General features: G+C 60.0%; 16 protein-coding genes. 15 read left to right on the forward strand and 1 reads right to left on the reverse strand.

Going from position 1 to position 19,274, the window contains the following annotated elements; all coding sequences use genetic code 11:
* Nucleotides 1-2: 2 nt before the first annotated feature.
* From mraY to H9C73_RS02230, 13 genes are all read left to right on the forward strand, one after another.
* Nucleotides 3-1,085, forward strand: coding sequence for a phospho-N-acetylmuramoyl-pentapeptide-transferase (gene mraY, locus H9C73_RS02170; RefSeq protein WP_209286141.1), 1,083 nt, complete (start codon nt 3-5; stop codon nt 1,083-1,085).
* A 10-nt stretch (nt 1,086-1,095) separates the two neighbouring features.
* Nucleotides 1,096-2,445, forward strand: coding sequence for a UDP-N-acetylmuramoyl-L-alanine--D-glutamate ligase (murD, locus tag H9C73_RS02175; protein ID WP_209286142.1), 1,350 nt, complete (start codon nt 1,096-1,098; stop codon nt 2,443-2,445).
* Nucleotides 2,442-3,674 carry a putative lipid II flippase FtsW gene (ftsW, locus tag H9C73_RS02180; RefSeq protein WP_209286143.1) on the forward strand — a complete coding sequence of 411 codons (1,233 nt, stop codon included), beginning with the start codon at nt 2,442-2,444 and terminating at the stop codon, nt 3,672-3,674. Before murD ends, ftsW begins: the two co-directional genes overlap by 4 nt.
* Complete coding sequence (gene murG / locus H9C73_RS02185) at nt 3,671-4,753, forward strand: undecaprenyldiphospho-muramoylpentapeptide beta-N-acetylglucosaminyltransferase (protein WP_209286144.1); 1,083 nt, start codon at nt 3,671-3,673, stop codon at nt 4,751-4,753. Before ftsW ends, murG begins: the two co-directional genes overlap by 4 nt.
* Nucleotides 4,754-4,794: 41 nt before the next feature.
* A complete protein-coding gene (gene murC, locus H9C73_RS02190; protein ID WP_236014039.1) occupies nt 4,795-6,207 on the forward strand; it encodes a UDP-N-acetylmuramate--L-alanine ligase in 1,413 nt (470 codons plus the stop codon).
* The gene (locus H9C73_RS02195; RefSeq protein ID WP_236014028.1) at nt 6,200-7,135 is read left to right on the forward strand and encodes a D-alanine--D-alanine ligase; all 936 of its coding nucleotides are present in this window, start codon (nt 6,200-6,202) and stop codon (nt 7,133-7,135) included. Before murC ends, H9C73_RS02195 begins: the two co-directional genes overlap by 8 nt.
* 20 nt (nt 7,136-7,155) lie before the next feature.
* Nucleotides 7,156-7,890, forward strand: coding sequence for a cell division protein FtsQ/DivIB (locus H9C73_RS02200; RefSeq protein WP_236014029.1), 735 nt, complete (start codon nt 7,156-7,158; stop codon nt 7,888-7,890).
* Nucleotides 7,880-9,169, forward strand: coding sequence for a cell division protein FtsA (ftsA, locus tag H9C73_RS02205; protein ID WP_209286147.1), 1,290 nt, complete (start codon nt 7,880-7,882; stop codon nt 9,167-9,169). The genes H9C73_RS02200 and ftsA overlap by 11 nt, the downstream gene beginning before the upstream one ends.
* Nucleotides 9,170-9,238: 69 nt before the next feature.
* Nucleotides 9,239-10,426 carry a cell division protein FtsZ gene (gene ftsZ, locus H9C73_RS02210; RefSeq protein WP_209286148.1) on the forward strand — a complete coding sequence of 396 codons (1,188 nt, stop codon included), beginning with the start codon at nt 9,239-9,241 and terminating at the stop codon, nt 10,424-10,426.
* 94 nt (nt 10,427-10,520) lie between these two features.
* Complete coding sequence (gene lpxC / locus H9C73_RS02215; protein ID WP_209286149.1) at nt 10,521-11,435, forward strand: UDP-3-O-acyl-N-acetylglucosamine deacetylase; 915 nt, start codon at nt 10,521-10,523, stop codon at nt 11,433-11,435.
* A 211-nt stretch (nt 11,436-11,646) separates the two neighbouring features.
* Nucleotides 11,647-14,397: a preprotein translocase subunit SecA gene (gene secA, locus H9C73_RS02220; RefSeq protein ID WP_209286150.1), complete on the forward strand. Its 2,751-nt coding sequence runs from the start codon at nt 11,647-11,649 to the stop codon at nt 14,395-14,397.
* Between the two features lie 32 nt (nt 14,398-14,429).
* A complete protein-coding gene (argJ, locus tag H9C73_RS02225) occupies nt 14,430-15,647 on the forward strand; it encodes a bifunctional glutamate N-acetyltransferase/amino-acid acetyltransferase ArgJ (RefSeq protein ID WP_209286151.1) in 1,218 nt (405 codons plus the stop codon).
* Nucleotides 15,648-15,662: 15 nt separating this feature from the next.
* Complete coding sequence (locus H9C73_RS02230; RefSeq protein WP_209286152.1) at nt 15,663-16,598, forward strand: Nudix family hydrolase; 936 nt, start codon at nt 15,663-15,665, stop codon at nt 16,596-16,598.
* 62 nt (nt 16,599-16,660) lie between these two features.
* Here H9C73_RS02230 and nadC read toward each other — a convergent pair whose 3' ends face one another.
* Complete coding sequence (gene nadC, locus H9C73_RS02235) at nt 16,661-17,506, reverse strand: carboxylating nicotinate-nucleotide diphosphorylase (protein ID WP_209286153.1); 846 nt, start codon at nt 17,504-17,506, stop codon at nt 16,661-16,663.
* 67 nt (nt 17,507-17,573) lie between these two features.
* Here nadC and ampD point away from each other — a divergent pair, with 67 nt between their 5' ends.
* Both ampD and H9C73_RS02245 read left to right on the forward strand, forming a co-directional pair.
* Nucleotides 17,574-18,131, forward strand: a complete 558-nt coding sequence (gene ampD, locus H9C73_RS02240) for a 1,6-anhydro-N-acetylmuramyl-L-alanine amidase AmpD (RefSeq protein WP_209286154.1) — start codon at nt 17,574-17,576, stop codon at nt 18,129-18,131.
* A gap of 58 nt (nt 18,132-18,189) precedes the next feature.
* Nucleotides 18,190-19,251 carry an ABC transporter ATP-binding protein gene (locus H9C73_RS02245; protein ID WP_209286155.1) on the forward strand — a complete coding sequence of 354 codons (1,062 nt, stop codon included), beginning with the start codon at nt 18,190-18,192 and terminating at the stop codon, nt 19,249-19,251.
* Nucleotides 19,252-19,274 lie beyond the last annotated feature (23 nt).

Consider the following 19,274-nt stretch of genomic DNA (forward strand, 5'->3'; position numbering starts at 1 on the left):
ACATGCTTTTGTTGCTGGCCGATTATCTGGCTCAATTCCACAGCGGATTCGGCGTATTTCGCTATATCACCCTGCGCGGGATCATGGGAATCCTGACCGCACTGGGGCTGTCCCTGTTTCTGGGGCCCTGGCTGATTACGCGTCTGAAGGAAAAGCAGATCGGTCAGGCCGTGCGTGATGACGGCCCCCAGTCACACCTGAGCAAGGCTGGCACTCCCACCATGGGGGGAGCACTGATTCTCCTGTCCATTGCGATCAGCACCCTGCTGTGGAGTGACCTGAGCAGTCACTACGTCTGGGTGACATTGATCGTGACACTGATTTTCGGTGCCGTTGGCTGGGTAGACGACTGGCGCAAGGTGGTGGAAAAGAACCCGCGAGGTCTGCCGGCGCGCTGGAAGTATTTCTGGCAGTCACTGGGCGGCATTGGTGCCGCCATTGTGCTGTACATGACCGCTGCAACCCCGATTGAAACGCAGCTGATCGTGCCCTTCTTCAAGGATGTGGCGATCGATCTGGGGCTGTTCTTTATCGTGTTCACCTATTTCGTCATCGTCGGCAGCTCCAATGCGGTCAACCTGACAGACGGGCTGGATGGCCTGGCGATCATGCCGACCGTTATGGTGTCTGCCGCACTGGCGGTGTTTGCCTACCTGAGTGGCCACGTTCAGTTCGCCAACTACTTGAATATTCCATACGTTGCCGGCTCCGGCGAGTTGATCATTTTCTGCGGGGCCATCGTGGGTGCGGGGCTTGGCTTCCTCTGGTTCAACACCTACCCGGCACAGGTGTTCATGGGCGATGTGGGCGCACTTTCACTGGGGGCAGCGCTGGGCGTGATCGCCGTCATTGTGCGTCAGGAACTGGTGCTGGTGATCATGGGCGGTGTGTTCGTGATGGAAACCATCTCGGTGATTCTGCAGGTCGCTTCGTTCAAGCTGACCGGCCGCCGTATTTTCCGCATGGCGCCGATTCACCACCATTTTGAACTCAAGGGCTGGCCGGAACCGCGCGTGATCGTGCGCTTCTGGATCATTACCGTGGTACTGGTGCTGATTGGCCTGGCATCGTTGAAGATTCGATAGGAGAGAGCACGTGAGCCTGATTGCGACTGACAAACGGCGCATCATTATCGGTCTGGGACAGACCGGGCTCTCCTGTGCCCGCTATTTTCAGCGTCACGGGCAACCCTTTGCGGTGTGCGATACCCGTGAAGCACCGGCCGGCGTGGATGATTTCCGTGCGGCCTTTCCCGGTGTGGAGCTGCGCCTCGGCAAACTGGACACTGACTGGCTGCTGAGTGCCGACGAGCTGGTGATCAGCCCGGGCGTTGATAAACGCCAGCCGGAGATTCAGCAGGCTGTCGCGGCGGGCGTGCCCCTGATCGGGGATATTGACCTGTTCTGCCGTGAAGCAACCGCTCCCATCGTGGCCATCACCGGCTCCAACGCCAAGAGCACTGTGACGACACTGGTGGGTGAAATGGCGCAGGCCGCCGGGATTAACGTTGGCGTGGGCGGCAATATCGGCCTCCCGGCGCTGGACCTGCTGGAGCAGCCGGCCGACCTGTACGTACTGGAACTCTCCAGCTTCCAGCTGGAAACCGCTCATGGCCTCAAGGCGGCCGCCGCCACGGTACTCAATATCAGCCCGGACCATCTGGATCGCTACGACAGCATGCAGGATTACGTGCTGACGAAGCAGCGCATCTATCGCGGGGCGGCCAAGGTGATTGCCAACCGTGACGACCCGTTGACCCAGCCGTTGATGGCGCAGGGGGTCGAGCTGCGCCGCTTTGGTCTGGGTGAGCCGGACCTGAAAGATTACGGCCTGCGTGAGCACGAAGGTGAAACCTGGCTTTGTCAGGGGCTGACCCCACTGCTGCCGGTGACGGCGCTGAAACTGCGTGGCAGTCATAATCATGCCAACGCACTGGCCGCGCTGGCGCTGGCCGAAGCGGTGAACATTCCCCGTGAAGCGGCGTTGCAGGCGCTGCAGGCCTTTGCCGGGCTGGAGCACCGCTGCCAGTGGGTCGCGGATATTGAGGGGGTCGGCTACTACAACGACTCCAAGGGAACCAATGTGGGCGCCACTCTGGCGGCACTGGAAGGGCTGGGCACCTCTCTTGCTCCGGGAGCAGGGCTGATTCTGCTGGCTGGCGGTGTCGGCAAGGATCAGGCGTTTGGCGAACTCTCAGCACCCCTGCAGCGCTACGGCAAGGCACTGGTCCTGTTTGGCCGTGATGCCCGGCAGATAGCCTCTGAAGTTAAGGGTGTGGAGACTAGCTTTGCTGATTCGCTGGAAGTGGCCGTGCAGCAGGCTGCACAGCTTGCTGTACCCGGCGATCTGGTACTGCTGTCACCGGCCTGTGCCAGCTTTGACATGTTCTCGGGCTATCCGGCGCGGGGCGAGGCGTTTGTGAACGCCGTGGAGGCGCTGCGATGAAGATGGCGCTGCGACTTCCCATGCCCTCGATGCCCGAAGTGATTCGCCCGCCCAGAGGTGTCGCGCCGGTTGATCCGCTGCTGCTGGTCAGTGCTCTCGCATTGATGCTGACTGGGCTGGTGATGATCACCTCGGCCTCCATGGATGTGGCGGCACGCGATTTTGGTTCACCGCTTCACTTTATTGTGCGCCATGGCAGTTTCTTCGTACTGGCGCTGATCGCCAGCACGCTGGCCATCATGATCCCGATTCGCGCCTGGGAGCGCTTCAGTGTGCCGCTGTTGATTTTCGGGGCCGTCTTGCTGGCGCTGGTGCTGCTGCCGGGGATCGGGCGTGAGGTCAATGGTTCTCGGCGCTGGATCGGACTGGGCCCTGTCAACCTGCAAGCATCCGAAATTGCCAAGGCCTGCATGGTGATCTTTATCAGCGGCTATCTGGTGCGCCGGCTGGCCGAAGTACGCAGCAGCTGGTGGGGGGTAGTCAAACCGGCTCTCCCGATGGGTATTTACGGTGTCCTCCTGCTGGCAGAGCCTGACTACGGGGCGCTGGTGGTGATGGTCGGCACCGTTGCCGGCATGGTGTTCCTTGGCGGTATGCGTTTCGCGCAGCTGGTGGTTGTGGTGCTCGGTGGCGGTGGCCTGATTGGCCTGTTGGCGTTTGCGCAGCCCTACCGCATGGAACGATTGAAAAGCTTTACCGATCCCTGGGCAGATCCCTTCGGGGCCGGCTACCAGCTCTCTCAGGCGCAGATTGCGTTTGGTCGAGGCGACTGGTTTGGGACCGGGCTGGGCAATAGCGTGCAGAAACTGTTTTACCTGCCCGAAGCCCACACGGACTTCGTGTATTCGGTGCTGGCAGAAGAGCTGGGCCTGATTGGTGCCCTGCTGGTGGTGGCCCTCTATGTCCTGCTGGTGGCGCGCATTTTCATTATCGGGCGCAAGGCCGAGCAGGCGCAGCAGTTTTACATGGCCTACCTGACGTACGGGTTTGGCTTCATCATTGCCGGACAGGCGCTGATCAACATCGGGGTGAACGTAGGGGCCTTGCCGACCAAGGGGCTGACCTTGCCTCTGCTGAGTTACGGCGGCTCCAGTCTGCTGGTGTGTGCAGCCATGATCGCGATCGTGTTGCGTGTGGATTACGAACTGAAGTGCCATCGGCTCAAGCAGTCACCGCGAGAGCTGCCCTGGCTCAGTCGATTGTTAAGGTTGGAGGATAAATCGGCATGACCCAGGCGAAACGAAAAGTGCTGATTATGGCCGGTGGTACGGGAGGACACGTGTTCCCGGCACTGGCGACGGCTGAAAAACTCCAGCAACAGGGCGTTGAGGTCGAATGGCTGGGCAGCATGAAGGGCATCGAAAACGAACTGGTGCCGAAAGCGGGTATCCCGTTGTACCGAATTTCGATTACCGGGCTGCGTGGAAAGGGGCGGTTAAGCCTGCTGCTGGCACCCTTCCGCCTCGCGCGCGCTTTGGGGCAGGCGTTAGGTGTGTTGCATCGCGCGAAGCCGGATGCCGTGCTGGGCATGGGCGGTTTCGCCTCAGGCCCCGGCGGTCTTGCCGCCTGGCTGTGTCGCGTACCGGTTGTGGTACACGAACAGAACGCAATTCCGGGCATGACCAATAGAACCCTGGCCAGGCTGGCCCGTCGTGTGCTGCAGGCATTCCCGCAAGCGTTTGAAGGGCGCACCGGGGTTGAAACTACCGGCAACCCGGTACGTGGTCCGATTTTGAATCTGGCCCCGCCGGCGGAGCGTTATGCCGGTCGTGAAGGGCCGATTCGTCTGCTGGTGGTGGGTGGCAGTCTCGGTGCGCTGGCGATCAATCGTATTCTGCCGCAGGCACTGGCCCGCATCCCGGAGGAAGTTCGTCCTCAGGTGTGGCACCAAACCGGCAGGCAGCATCTCGAGGCCACGCAATCGGCCTATGCCGAAGCCGGGATTGAGGCCAGTGTTGTGCCTTTTATCGATCGCATGGATCGGGCCTATGAGTGGGCCGATCTGGTGTTGTGCCGCGCAGGTGCGCTGACGGTCAGTGAAATTGAAATAGCGGGGCTGCCGGCCGTGTTTGTGCCGTTTCCGCATGCCGTTGACGATCACCAGACGGCGAATGCCCGGCATATGGAGCAACAGGGCGCCGCGCGCCTGATACAGCAGTCCGAACTGGATGCCGAGCGACTGGCAACCGTTCTGACTGAACTGAACAACCGAAACGAATTATTGATGATGGCAGAGCGTGCGCGTGAACAGGCGCGCCCTGACGCCGGTGACAGAGTGGCACAGGTCTGCCTGGAGGTTATGAAGTGAAAGCGGAAAACCGCAGTGTAACAGTCTACGAAGTGCCGGAGATGCGCCGTATTCGCCGTATCCATTTCGTCGGAATCGGCGGCGTTGGCATGTGTGGCATCGCCGAAGTGCTGCTGAACCAGGGGTATGACATCTCCGGCTCCGACATCCGCCCCTCGGCGACGACGGATCGTCTTGAGTCGCTGGGTGCCGAGATCTTTATCGGCCATGCCGAAGCCAACGTTGCACGTGCGGATGTGGTGGTGACTTCAACTGCGGTCAAGCAGGACAACCCTGAAGTGGCAGCGGCACGGGAAAACCGTACCCCGGTGGTACGCCGCGCCGAGATGCTGGCAGAGCTGATGCGCTACCGTCACGGCATCGCGGTTGCCGGCACTCATGGCAAAACAACGACGACCAGCCTGATGGCCTCCATCATGGCTGAAGCGGATCTGGACCCCACCTTCGTGATCGGTGGCCGCCTGAACAGCGCCGGTACCAACGCGCAGCTCGGTGGCAGCCGCTACCTGGTGGCAGAGGCTGACGAGAGCGATGCTTCCTTCCTGCATCTGCAGCCGATGGTCGCAATCGTGACCAATATCGATGCCGACCACATGGATACCTACGGTGGCGATTTCGGCAAGTTGAAGCAGACCTTCGTCAACTTCCTGCACAACCTGCCGTTTTACGGTCTGGCCGTGCTCTGTACTGATGATCCGGTGGTTCGCGAGATCCTGCCGGAGGTCAGCCGACCGGTAGTGACCTACGGCTTCCATGAAGGTGCTGATTACCGCGCGGTCGACGTTGAACAGAACGGCATGAAAACCTGCTTCAAGGTGGAGCGTCCCGGGCAGCAGAGCACTTTGAGTGTCTGCCTCAACATGCCGGGCCGTCACAACGTGCTCAATGCGCTGGCCTGTATCGCCGTGGCATCGGATGAAGGGATTGATGATCGCGCCATTGAGCGCGCACTGGAAAAATTCGAGGGCGTAGGCCGTCGCTTCCAGGTGCTGGGTGAGCTGCCGGTAGACGGTGGCAGCGTGACGCTGGTGGATGACTACGGTCACCACCCGACCGAAGTGCAGGCCGTAATCAAGGCGGTGCGTGAAGGCTGGCCGGAGCGGCGTCTGGTCATGATTCATCAGCCGCACCGCTACACCCGCACGCGTGATCTGTATGAAGACTTCGTGCAGGTGCTGTCGGAGGTCGATCTGCTGCTGTTGATGGAGGTCTATCCGGCCGGTGAAGAGCCGATCCCGGGGGCTGATGCACGCAGCATGTGTCGCAGCATTCGTCAGCGCGGAGTGGAGCCGGTCTTTGTCGAGGGGCCCGAGCAGGTGGCAGATATTCTGCGCAACGTGCTGCAGCCCGGCGACCTTCTGCTGACGCAGGGTGCCGGCAATATCACCACGCTGGCGCACACACTGAAAAATACGTCGTTGCTGCGTGCTGCAGAGGAGGCGGGCGATGAGTAACTCAATGCAACCGACCGCTTTTGGCCGCGTGGCCGTCATCATGGGCGGTACCTCCGCCGAGCGCGAAATCTCGCTGCGCAGCGGTGCACAGGTGTTGAAGGGCCTGCTCAGTGCCGGCGTGGATGCTTTTGCGATTGATCTGGGGGCAGACGGCAAGGAGCCGATTGCACAGCTTCTGGAAGCGCAGTTTGACCGGGCTTTCCTGATCCTTCACGGCCGTGGCGGTGAAGACGGCACCATTCAGGGCGTGCTGGAAATGATGGGCAAGCCCTACACCGGCAGCGGTGTGGCTGCCTCAGCGCTGGGCATGGACAAGCTGCGCTGCAAGCAGCTCTGGCAGGGGGCCGGTTTGCCGACACCCGCCTTTGCGGTCCTGGATGACACTGTGGACCTGAAAGGTGTCGAGCAGCGACTGGGCTACCCGATGATGGTGAAGCCGGCGCATGAAGGTTCCAGCATCGGCATGAGCAAGGTACGCAACCTGGAAGAGCTGGAGTCGGCCTATCGTGCGGCACGCGAGTATGACAGTTCGGTACTGGCAGAGCAGTGGGTTAACGGCCCCGAGTTCACCATTTCCTTGCTGGATGATCGGGCGTTGCCGGTAATTCGACTGGAGACACCGCATGATTTTTATGACTTCGACGCCAAGTATCAGGCCGGTGATACGCACTATCACTTTGATACCGGCCTGACGGAGCGTCAGACCGAAACCCTGCAGGGCTTGGCTCTGCAGGCGTTTCAGGTGGCGGGCTGCCGTGGCTGGGGTCGGGTTGACGCCATGATGGATGCCAATGGTCAGTTCCAGTTGCTGGAAGTGAATACGGCACCGGGCATGACGGACCACAGTCTGGTCCCAATGGCGGCACGTGAATCAGGGCTTTCGTTTGAAGACCTGGTGCTGCGCATTCTGGCGACGGTTGAGGGCTGAACATGAACATGAGCAGCGACATGAATCCGCAAGGATTGGACCGCTACTGGAACACCGTAGTGGTACTGACGCTGCTCGTCGTATTTCTGGGCATTGGCAGCTCCATGGCGATGGAGTTTTGGCGCTGGCTTAACCGTCCGGTGGCGGAAGTTCGGGTAGCCGGTGCCACGCGTCATCTGGACAAGGTGGCGGTGGCCGAACGGGTAGCGGCAGGGCTGAACCGGCCTCTGCTTGAACTGGATCTGGCCGGTTTGCAGCGTGAACTGGTGGAAGATCCCTGGATTCACAGTGCCCGGCTGCGCCGTGAATGGCCGCCGGCGCTGGAAGTCGAGCTGGAGGAGGAAGTGCCGGTGGCCCGCTGGGGTGACAAGGGCCTTCTGAATCATCAGGGCGATATTTTCTGGCCAAGGCTGAAGCCCGAGTATGCCAGCCTGCCGCGGCTGAGCGGGCCGGCACATGAAACCGTTCGCATCATGCAGCAGTTTCATGACCTGAACCGGATGTTTTCGGCTGCAGGCTTGCGCCTGACCGGTTTGATGCTGGAAACGCGCGGGGCCTGGACACTGGAGCTGGATAACGGCATTCGTGTCGTCGCGGGCCGGGAGCAGCTGGTGCCGCGCCTGAAACGCTTTTTGCAGATTTATCGCACGCGTCTGGCGGCGGATGCCGCACGCATAGAGCAGGTCGATATTCGTTATACCAATGGCGTTGCCGTTAGCTGGCGCGCAGAGACAGGACAAGAGCATGCAGGTTAATGACGATATGGCAGGCAACATGATCGTTGCACTCGATATCGGTACCTCAAAGGTGGTGTGCCTGGTCGGGGAACTGACGCCGCAGGGCACCATCGAGATTGTGGGGGTCGGGTCACACCCGTCCCGTGGGCTGAAGCGTGGTGTGGTGGTCAACATCGAATCCACGGTCAGCTCCATCCAGCGCGCGGTGGAAGAAGCCGAGCTCATGGCAGGCTGCAAGGTGCACGGCGTTACCGTGGGTATCGCGGGCAGCCACATCAATAGCCTGAACTCACACGGCATCGTGGCCGTGCGTGACCGTGAAGTCTCGGAGTATGACCTGGAGCGGGTGATCGACGCTGCGCGCGCTGTGGCGATCCCGGCCGACCAGAAAATCCTGCACATTTTGCCGCAGGAGTATCTGATCGATAACCAGGAAGGCATCAAGGAGCCGCTGGGCATGTCCGGTGTGCGACTGGAAGCCAAGGTGCACCTGGTGACAGGTGCTACCAATGCGATCCAGAACATCGAAAAGTGCATCCGCCGCTGTGGTCTGGAAGTGGATGCCGTGGTGCTGGAACAGCTGGCGTCCAGCTTCTCGGTGCTGACCGATGACGAGAAGGACCTGGGTGTCTGCATCGTCGATATCGGCGGTGGCACCACGGATATCGCTGTCTTTACCGGTGGCTCCATCCGACATACGGCGGTGATACCCATCGCGGGCGATCAGGTCACCAACGATATCGCCATGGCGCTGCGGACGCCGAGCCAGCATGCGGAACAGATCAAGATCAAATACGCCTGTGCGCTGGCCCAGCTGGCGCGAGCAGACGAGATGATCAAGGTACCCAGCGTGGGTGACCGCCCGGCCCGAGACCTGTCGCGACAGGCGCTGGCTGAGGTGGTTGAACCGCGTTACGATGAGCTGTTCACGCTGGTTCAGGCCGAACTGCGTCGCAGCGGGTTTGAGGACCTGGTTGCTGCGGGCATCGTGTTGACCGGTGGCACCGCCAAGATGGAAGGCGCTGTTGAGCTGGCTGAGGAGATTTTCCACATGCCGGTTCGGCTGGCCAAGCCGCAGGGTATTCGCGGAATGGAAGCGCAGTTGAGCAACCCCATCTATGCCACCAGCATCGGGTTGCTGCACTACGCACGTCAGGACCATGAGGTGCCGATGGCACCGATTGCAGCTGAAGCTTCATCAAAAGAGCTGGTTGCACTGGAAGAACCCCGTCGGGAGCGTATTAAACCGGCGGAATATTTAAAACGATTCAAGGAGTGGTTGCAGGGCAACTTCTGACAAACTCAACTGATAGTTAGTCGCCGGTACGCCGGAAGGTAGTGGCAGGCGTCCGGAGAGGAGGAAAATATGTTTGAACTGGTCGAGAGTGTAACTCAGAGCGCCCTGATCAAGGTGATTGGCGTGGGCGGAGGCGGCGGCAACGCCGTGCAATACATGGTGGACCGCGAGGTCGAAGGCGTGGAATTCATCTGTGCCAACACCGATGCTCAGGCGTTGAGCCGTAATGCGGCCCGTACCGCTCTGCACATCGGGGGGGACCTGACCAAGGGACTGGGGGCGGGCGCCAACCCGACCATCGGTCGCCAGGCCGCGATTGAGGATCGTGAGCGTATTGCGGAAAGCCTGTCCGGCGCGGACATGGTGTTCATCACCGCCGGCATGGGCGGGGGTACCGGTACCGGTGCTGCCCCGATCGTGGCCGAGGTGGCGCGTGAAATGGGCATTCTGACCGTAGCGGTCGTCACCCGCCCGTTCCCGTTCGAGGGGCGCAAGCGCATGAAAATTGCCGAAGAGGGCATTTCCGAGCTGCGCGAGGCGGTTGATTCCCTGATCATCATCCCGAATGAAAAGCTGATGCAGGTACTGGGCAAGAACTGCAGCCTGGTCAATGCCTTCAGTGCGGCCAACGACGTGCTCAAGGGCGCCGTGCAGGGGATCGCAGATCTGATTACCCGTCCGGGCATGATCAACGTGGACTTTGCCGACGTGCGCACCGTGATGTCCGAAATGGGCATGGCGATGATGGGCAGTGCCGTTGCCAAGGGTGACAACCGTGCCGAGGAAGCGGCTGAAGCGGCCATCAAGAGCCCGCTGCTGGAGGACATCGACCTGCGCGGTGCCAGCGGTATTCTGGTGAACATCGCGGCCGGTGAAGACCTGAGCCTGGGTGAGTTCTCCGAAGTGGGTAACATTGTTGAGCAGTATGCGGACGAAGACGCCACCATCGTCGTGGGCACCGTGATCGACCCGACACTGGGCGAAGAGATCAAGGTGACCGTGGTTGCAACCGGTCTGGACCGTGCGCGCAGCCAGGGCATGTCCGTGGTTGAGGGGCGTGCTCAGGAAAAATCTGAGCCGCAGAAAGACAGCGCCATGAACCTGGACGATATCGAACTGCCGACCATTCTGCGCCGCCAGCGTGAAGAAGCACTGGTCGACAAGCCGCGCCAGGACAAGTCGTCTGAGCAGACAGGTCGTGATGACGATTATGGCAGTCTGGATATTCCGACCTTCCTGCGCCGTCAGGCTGACTGACGGCACCGGCAGGGTGGATAGCGGATTGAAGCAGGTGTCAAATACTTGTTACAATGCCATGATATTTTTTGCACGTTTCAGGTTGGCATAGCGGATGATCAAACAGCGCACTCTTAAGAACAGCATCAAGGCAACAGGTATCGGGCTTCACACCGGTCAGAAGGTGTACCTGACCCTCAAGCCGGCGCCGATCAATACCGGCATTGTTTTCCGACGTGTAGATCTGGACCCGGTGTTCGAGATTGAGGCACGTGCGGACTATGTGTCCGATACAACACTGTCGACCAACCTGACCCTGGACGGCGTTCGCGTCGCGACGGTTGAGCATCTGCTGTCCGCGCTGGCGGGCCTTGGCATCGACAATGCGTACATCGAATTGAGTGCTGAAGAAGTGCCGATCATGGACGGCAGTGCCGCGCCGTTCGTTTTCCTGGTGCAGTCAGCCGGCATTGCGGAACAGGAAGCGCCCAAGCAGTTCATCCGCATCAAGCGTGAAGTCTCTGTCAGCCACGAAGGCAAAACCGCCACCTTCAAGCCGTTCAACGGTTTCAAGGTCGGTTTCTGCATCGAGTTTGATCATCCGGCGTTTGAAGGCCGCAACATGGAAGCGGTTCTGGACTTCTCCAGCACCTCTTTCGTGAAGGAAGTGAGCCGTGCGCGTACCTTCGGTTTCATGCGCGATATCGAGTACCTGCGTTCTCAGAACCTGGCGCTGGGTGGCAGCTTTGAGAATGCCATCGTCGTGGATGACTACAAGATCCTGAACGACGACGGCCTGCGCTACGAAGACGAATTCGTGAAGCACAAGATTCTGGATGCCGTGGGTGACTTGTACCTGCTGGGCAAGAGCCTGATCGGCGAGTTCTACGGCTACAAGTCGGGCCATTACCTGAACAACACGCTGTTGCGCAAATTGCTGGCCGAGGAAGATGCCTGGGAAGTGGTGACCTTTGACGAGCAGTCAGAGGAAGTGCCGATTTCCTACCACCGTCCGGTCGCGGCCGTTTGATCCGATCTGCGTTGAAAGCCAGCTGAAAAGCTGGCTTTTTTCGTTATATGGGTCCGATATGCCCCAGCCCCGCCTCAGGTCAAATTTCTGCCTCATTGACATTCAATTATTCGCCCCAATACAGGTAGAATGTTGTATTCATTTTTCTGGCAAGGGATTCCCGCCACCTGAGGCGACCATCCTTTGCATTCAACCGGTTAAAAGTCGAATTATGCTGACCTCACTGTTCAAGAAGATTCTGGGAAGTAAAAACGATCGTGAGCTGAAACGACTGGGTAAGGTCGTCAAGCAGATCAACGAAATGGAAAGTGCCTTTGAGGCCCTGTCGGATGACGAGCTGAAGGGGAAAACTGCCGAGTTCCGTGAACGGCTTGAACAGGGGGAATCACTCGACAAACTGCTGCCCGAAGCCTTTGCTGCCGTTCGTGAAGCGTCCAAGCGCGTGATGGGCATGCGTCACTTCGATGTCCAGTTGATCGGTGGCATGGTGCTGCATGACGGCAAGGTCGCCGAGATGAAGACCGGTGAAGGTAAGACACTGGTGGCGACACTGGCGGTTTACCTCAATGCGCTGCCGGCCAAGGGTGTGCACGTGGTAACCGTGAACGACTATCTGGCCCAGCGTGACGCCGACTGGATGCGTCCCCTGTATGAATCACTGGGGCTGAGCGTGGGCGTGGTGTTCTCCGGTCAGGATCCCGAGTCCAAGCGCGCGGCCTATGCCTCGGACATCACCTACGGCACCAACAACGAGTTCGGGTTTGATTACCTGCGCGACAACATGGCGTTCAGCATCAACGACAAGGTGCAGCGCGATTTCCACTTTGCCGTGGTGGATGAGGTCGACTCCATCCTGATCGACGAAGCACGTACTCCGTTGATCATCTCCGGTCCGGCTGAAGACAGCTCCGCCACCTACCACAAGATCAACCAGCTGATCCCGAGCCTGCAGCAGTTCCATGGCGAGATCGATCCGAAGGATCCCGAGCAGGTGATCGATGAGCACTTTGTGGTCGACGAGAAAAACCGCACGGTTGAGCTGACCGAAGCTGGTCACCAGCTGGTGGAAGACCTGCTGATCGAACACGGCATGCTGGAAGAAGGCGAGAGCCTCTATGCGCCGCAGAACCTGAACCTGCTGCACCATGTGCTGGCCGGTTTGCGCGCCCATTACCTGTTCCAGCGTGACAAGGACTACATCATTCAGAACGGTCAGATCGTGATCGTTGATGAACACACCGGCCGTATCATGCCGGGTCGTCGCTGGTCCGAAGGTCTGCATCAGGCGGTGGAAGCGAAGGAAGGCGTTCAGATCCAGATGGAAAGCCAGACTCTGGCATCCACCACCTTCCAGAACTATTTCCGCCTGTACGAAAAGCTGTCCGGCATGACCGGTACCGCTGATACCGAAGCGTTCGAGCTGCGCCAGATCTACGGCCTCGACGTGGTGGTGATTCCGACCAACCGCCCGATTCAGCGTAAGGACTACAACGACATCATCTTCCTCACTATGGAGGAGAAGTATCAGGCGATCGTCAAGGAGATCCGTTACTGCCGTGAGCACAACCGTCCGGTTCTGGTGGGTACCGCCTCCGTGGAGTCTTCCGAGCTGCTGGCAGCGCTGCTGAACAAGGAAAAAATTCCGCATAACGTACTGAACGCCAAGAATCACGGCCGCGAAGCGGAAATCATCGCTGAAGCGGGTCGCCCCGGTGCGATCACCATCGCCACCAACATGGCGGGCCGTGGTACCGACATCAAGCTGGGCGGCAAGCTGGAAGCCGAGCTGGAAGCCATGTCTGCCGACAGCAGTCAGGCGGAAGTGGACGAAGCAGTGCGTGAATGGCGCGAGCGTCACGACAAGGTGATCGAGGCCGGTGGTCTGCACATCATCGGTACCGAGCGTCACGAATCCCGCCGTATCGATAACCAGCTGCGTGGCCGTGCCGGTCGTCAGGGTGACCCGGGTTCTTCACGCTTCTTCCTGTCACTGGAAGATGACCTGATGCGTATCTTCGCTTCCGAGCGCGTGCGTCAGTTCATGCAGGCTCTGGGCATGGAGAAGGGCGAAGCCATCGAGCACAAGATGGTGACCAACGCGATCGAAAAGGCGCAGCGCAAGGTAGAAGGCCGTAACTTCGATATTCGTAAGACATTGCTCGAGTATGACGATGTCGCCAACGATCAGCGTAGCGTGATTTACGATCAGCGTAACGAAGTGATGGCAGCGGATGATATCTCCGAGACCATTGCCTCCGTGCGTGACGAAGTGATCGAGAGCACCATCAGCGAGCATATTCCGCCGCAGAGCCTGGAAGAGATGTGGGATGTGCCGGCACTGGAGAAGGCGCTGGAAAGCGAGTTCGCCTTGAAGCTGCCGGTTCAGCAGTGGCTGGATGAAGACGACAGCCTGCACGAAGAAACGCTGCGCGAGAAGATCCGTGGCGAGATTCTGGCGGCCTACCAGGCCAAGGAAGACGCGGCCGGTGCTGAAACCCTGCGTACCTTTGAGAAGCAGGTGATGCTGCAGGTACTGGATACCCTCTGGAAAGAGCATCTGCAGACCATGGATCTGCTGCGTCAGGGGATCCACCTGCGCGGTTATGCGCAGAAGAACCCCAAGCAGGAATACAAGCGCGAAGCGTTCAGCCTGTTTCAGGACCTGCTGGAAAACATCAAGCGCGATGTTGTGCGTATCCTGAGCCACGTGCAGGTCCGTCAGCCTGAAGAAGTGGAACGCATGGAAGAAGAGCGCCGCGCGCAGGCAGAACGCCAGAAAATGAACTTCGAGCATGCCCAGACCAGTGGCATGGGCGAAGAAGGCACTGCCGAGGCCGAGCAGGGTGAGCAGGCGGAGAATGCCGAGCCGTTCAAGCGTCAGACCCCGAAGGTCGGTCGCAACGATCCTTGCCCCTGTGGCTCGGGCAAGAAATACAAGCATTGCCACGGCAAAATCAGTTAAACCTTACATTTGAACGAAAGGAAAACAGCATCATGGCAGTAGGTCCGGGTACTTTGCCCCCATTACATCCGGTTTCAGGTTTTCGGCTGGGGATCGCGTCGGCGGGGATCAAAAAGCCGGGCCGACGTGATGTGGTTCTGATGGAACTGGCCGAAGGCAGCGCCGTTGCCGGTGTGTTCACGCTGAACGCCTTCTGTGCCGCGCCGGTACGCATCTGCAAGCAGAATCTGGCCACCTCGCCTGCACGCTACCTGCTGACTAACACCGGTAATGCCAACGCAGGCACCGGTGAGCAGGGCATGAAAGATGCCATGGCCTGCTGTGAAGCCGTAGCCGAGCGTTGCCGTGTGCCGGTTGAAGCGGTACTGCCGTTTTCCACCGGTGTGATCGGCGAGCCGCTGCCGGTCGAAAAGATCGTCAACGCGCTGGATGCCGCCAAGGCTGACCTGTCCGAGGACAACTGGGACCAGGCCGCCTGGGGCATCATGACAACTGACACTCGTCCCAAGGCCGCCAGTGAGAAGATCGAATACCAGGGCAAGACCATCACCCTGACCGGTATCTCCAAAGGCTCCGGCATGATCATGCCCAACATGGCGACCATGCTGGGTTACGTGGCGACCGATGCTGAGATTCCACAGGAACTGCTGCAGCAGTGGCTGAGCAAGGTGGCGGACAAGTCCTTCAATCGCATCACCGTGGATGGCGATACCTCCACCAACGATTCCTGCATGCTGGTGGCCACCGGTGCCAGCGGCGTGCGTATCGACGGCTCCGACTACGAGTTGGCAGCGCTCTTCACCGAAGCACTCGAGCGCGTCATGCTCGATTTGGCTCAGGCAATCGTGCGAGACGGTGAGGGTGCGACCAAGTTTGTCGAAGTCCGCGTCGAATCAGCCGGCACCAGTCCGGAAGCACTGGATGTGGCCTACACCATCGCCCATTCGCCGCTGGTGAAAACCGCACTCTTTGCCTGTGACCCGAACTGGGGCCGTATCCTGGCCTGTGTTGGCCGTGCCGGCATCGACAACCTGGATCTGGATGCACTGCAGATCTACCTGAACGATATCTGCATCGTCGAGAACGGTGGTCGAGCTGCCAGCTATACCGAAGAAGCCGGGCAGGCGGTCATGGATGGCGAAGAGATCCTGATCCGTGTGGTGCTCAACCGCGGTCAGGTCACCGAGCGTGTCTGGACCACCGACCTGTCACACGATTACGTCAGCATCAACGCGGACTACCGCAGCTGATCTGTTCACACTGATATGTCCAAATTGATCCATGTTGCCGCGGCCGTCATTCGTGACCGCCGCGGTCGTATTTTGATTGCCCGCCGCCCTGACGATAAGCACCAGGGCGGCCTCTGGGAGTTTCCGGGTGGCAAGGTCGAGCCGGGTGAACCGGTGGCCGACGCGCTGGCCCGTGAACTGCAGGAGGAGCTGGGCATCCAAGTCACCTCGTCCCGCCCGTTGATCCTGATTCCTCACCACTATCCCGATAAATCCGTGTTGCTGGATGTATGGGAAGTGGATGGCTTTGAGGGTGAGGCGCATGGGGCCGAAGGCCAACCGGTGCGCTGGGTCGCGCCGGAAGCCCTCGACGATTATGCTTTCCCGGCGGCCAATGCGCCGATCGTGGCGGCGGCACAGCTGCCGGAACGGCTGCTGATCACCGGAGAGGCAGCTGACCCCACGGACTATGAGGTGCGTGTGCGCTCGGCGCTGGAGGGCGGTATTCGTCACCTGATGTTGAGGGCCAAGACGCTCAAGGACGCCGACTTTGCCACGCTCTACCGGCAGTTGCTGCCTCTGTGTCAGCAGCAGGGGGCCTGTCTGGGGGTGAATACCTCAGTGGAGCAGGCCAATGCGCTGGGGGCGGAGCACCTGCACCTGACATCTGAGCGCCTTGAAGCCCTGACTGAACGCAGCGCCTTCAATGGCCGCTGGCTCAGTGCATCCTGCCACAGCCCGGAGCAGATCCGAATGGCACAAGAGAAGGGTGTCGACTTCATTACGCTATCACCCGTGCAGGCCACGGCCTCGCACCCGGGAGCACCGGTACTGGGTTGGAAGCAATTTGCGGAGTGGGTGTCGGAAGCCACCCTGCCGGTCTACGCTCTGGGCGGGCTGGGCGAAGAGGATCTTGCTTCAGCGCGTGCGCACGGGGCGCAGGGTGTTGCGGCCATTTCGGCGTGGTGGTGATTAGTTAGATCGGCCAGTCCAGTGGACTGGCCTCCCACGCTAATCCGTTCCACCAGCAAACTTCAGTCTTCAATAATCCGCATGGACAGATCCACCGCGCGGCAGTGCTTGGTCAGTGCGCCGATGGAGATGTAATCGACGCCGGTGTTGGCGTAGTCCATCAGGGTTTCGTCGGTGATGTTGCCGGAGGCTTCCAGTTTGGCGCGGCCGGCGGTCTGCTTCACGGCAGCGACCATGCGTTCCGGGCTGAAGTTGTCCAGCATCACGATATCGGCACCGGCGACCAGTGCACGCTCAAGCTGTTCCTCGGTTTCGACCTCGATCTCCACCGGCTTGCCCGGATGATTCTTGCGCGCCGTTGCAATGGCCTGCTCAATGCCGCCACAGGCCATGATGTGGTTTTCCTTGATCAGGAAGGCGTCATACAGGCCGATACGGTGGTTGGAGCAGCCACCGCAGCTGACGGCGTACTTCTGGGCCATGCGCAGGCCCGGGATGGTCTTGCGTGTATCGAGCAGCGTGACGGGGGTATCGGCAACGCGCTGGGCGTACTCATGGCTCAGGGTGGCGGTACCGGACAGGGTCTGCAGTAAGTTCAACGCCGCACGCTCACCGGTCAGCAGGGAACGGGCCGAACCTTCCAGACGGAACAGCACCTGATCGCGCTCAACCAGATCGCCATCCTTCACCAGCCACTGGACCTTCACACTGGGGTCGACCTGGCGGAATACCTCGTCTACCCAGGCCTGTCCGCAGACAACAGCCGTCTGGCGTGAAATCACGCGGGCACGCTTGTGGTCGCTGGCCGGAATCAGCTCGGCGGTGATATCGCCGTTGCCCACATCCTCGTCCAGTGCGGTGCGCACGTTTTCTTCCACGATCGGTTTGAGTTCGGTCAGCGTCAGCATGATGGCGGGCCTGTCCCTTTGATGTACTATGGAGCGCGCATTTTAACGGAAATCGACCCACGATAGTATGCCGCAGCACCTCAGCATTCAGATTGAACAGCACCGCATTCGCGAAGCCGAATACGTGCCATCTCCCAACTGCAACGAGCGGCCCGAAGGTGAAGTCTCGCTGCTGGTGATTCACAACATCAGCCTGCCACCGGGGCAGTTTGGCGGAGGCCATGTGGCCGAGCTGTTTACCAACCGGCTTGATCCCGAGGCGCACCCCTTCTTTCGTGAAATCGAGGGCATGGAGGTATCGGCACACCTGCTGATCGAACGGGACGGACGAATGATTCAGTTCGTGCCCTTTGATCGCCGCGCCTGGCATGCCGGGCAGTCCTGCTTTGACGGGCGTGAAGCCTGTAACGACTTTGCCATCGGCATCGAACTGGAAGGCACGGATGACACCCCCTATACCGATGCGCAGTACCAGGTGCTGTCAGCGGTGACCCGTGCGCTGCTGGCGTATTACCCCGGTCTGACGCCGGAGCGGATTACCGGCCATGAGCATATTGCACCGGGACGCAAGACCGACCCCGGCCCCGCGTTTGATTGGCACCGTTTTCGGGCATCTCTTGGATGATCTGAGAATCGTTTTCAATTATCATAGTCGCCCGCAATTCTTTCGTCCCGAGGACAGCATGGCAGCTTTGCTCAGTATTGAAGGTCTCAAATGTGCGTATCAATCCCAGACAGTGCTGGCAGGGGTCAACCTCGCCATCGCCGAAGGGGAGATCGCCTGTTTGTTGGGCCCCAGTGGCTGCGGCAAGACCACCGTACTGCGCGCCATCGCCGGTTTCATCACGCCTCAGGACGGCACCATCATGTTGGGCGAGCAGACCATCAGTGACGCCAGTCACGTAGTCCCGCCGGAAAAGCGCGGCATGGGCATGGTGTTTCAGGACTATGCGCTCTTTCCGCACCTGAGCATCGCCGACAACATCGCCTTTGGCCTGAATGGCCTGAGCCGTCAGGAAAAACGCCAGCGGGTCAGCGAAGTGCTTGAGCTTGTAGAACTGCCGGATCTGAGCGAACGCTACCCGCACGAACTGTCCGGCGGCCAGCAGCAGCGTGTGGCCCTGGCTCGCGCACTGGCACCCAATCCGCGCCTGCTGCTGATGGACGAGCCTTTCTCCAATCTGGATACGGACCTGCGTCGCCAGCTCTCGCAGGAAGTGCGCGACATCCTCAAGCGCCGTGGCATCGCCGCCATCATGGTGACCCATGACCAGCAGGAAGCGTTCACCATCAGTGACAGCATCGGCATTCTGTCTGCCGGTCGCGTACAGCAGTGGGGCACCCCGGAAGACCTGTATTACCAGCCCGTCAGCCCCGAGGTCGCCGCCTTTGTGGGCAAGGGCGAGCTGTTCAACGGCCGAGTAAATGAAGGTCTTGCCGTCGAGACAGAGCTGGGTGCACTGGAATTTGCCGAGCCGCTGGGCGTCGACGCCGGCTGCGATGTTCAGCTTTTCCTGCGTCCGGGCGATCTCTACCTGAGCCGTGAAGGCGGAGTGCCGGGGGAAATCCTCAGCTCCGAATTTCAGGGCAACCTTACCGCCTACCGCGTGCGGCTGGAGAACGGCCGCGAAGTGGAAGTGATGGAGCAGGGACTGAAACGCTATCCCAACGGCGAACGTCTGGGTGTACGCGTGGCGGCCCATCGCCCCGTGGTTTTCTCGAGCTGCCCGATTCACTACCGCTGATCTGCCGTACTGGCACATATACT

The sequence above is a fragment of the Marinobacterium alkalitolerans genome (assembly GCF_017776525.1).
Lineage (GTDB): Bacteria > Pseudomonadota > Gammaproteobacteria > Pseudomonadales > Balneatricaceae > Marinobacterium > Marinobacterium alkalitolerans.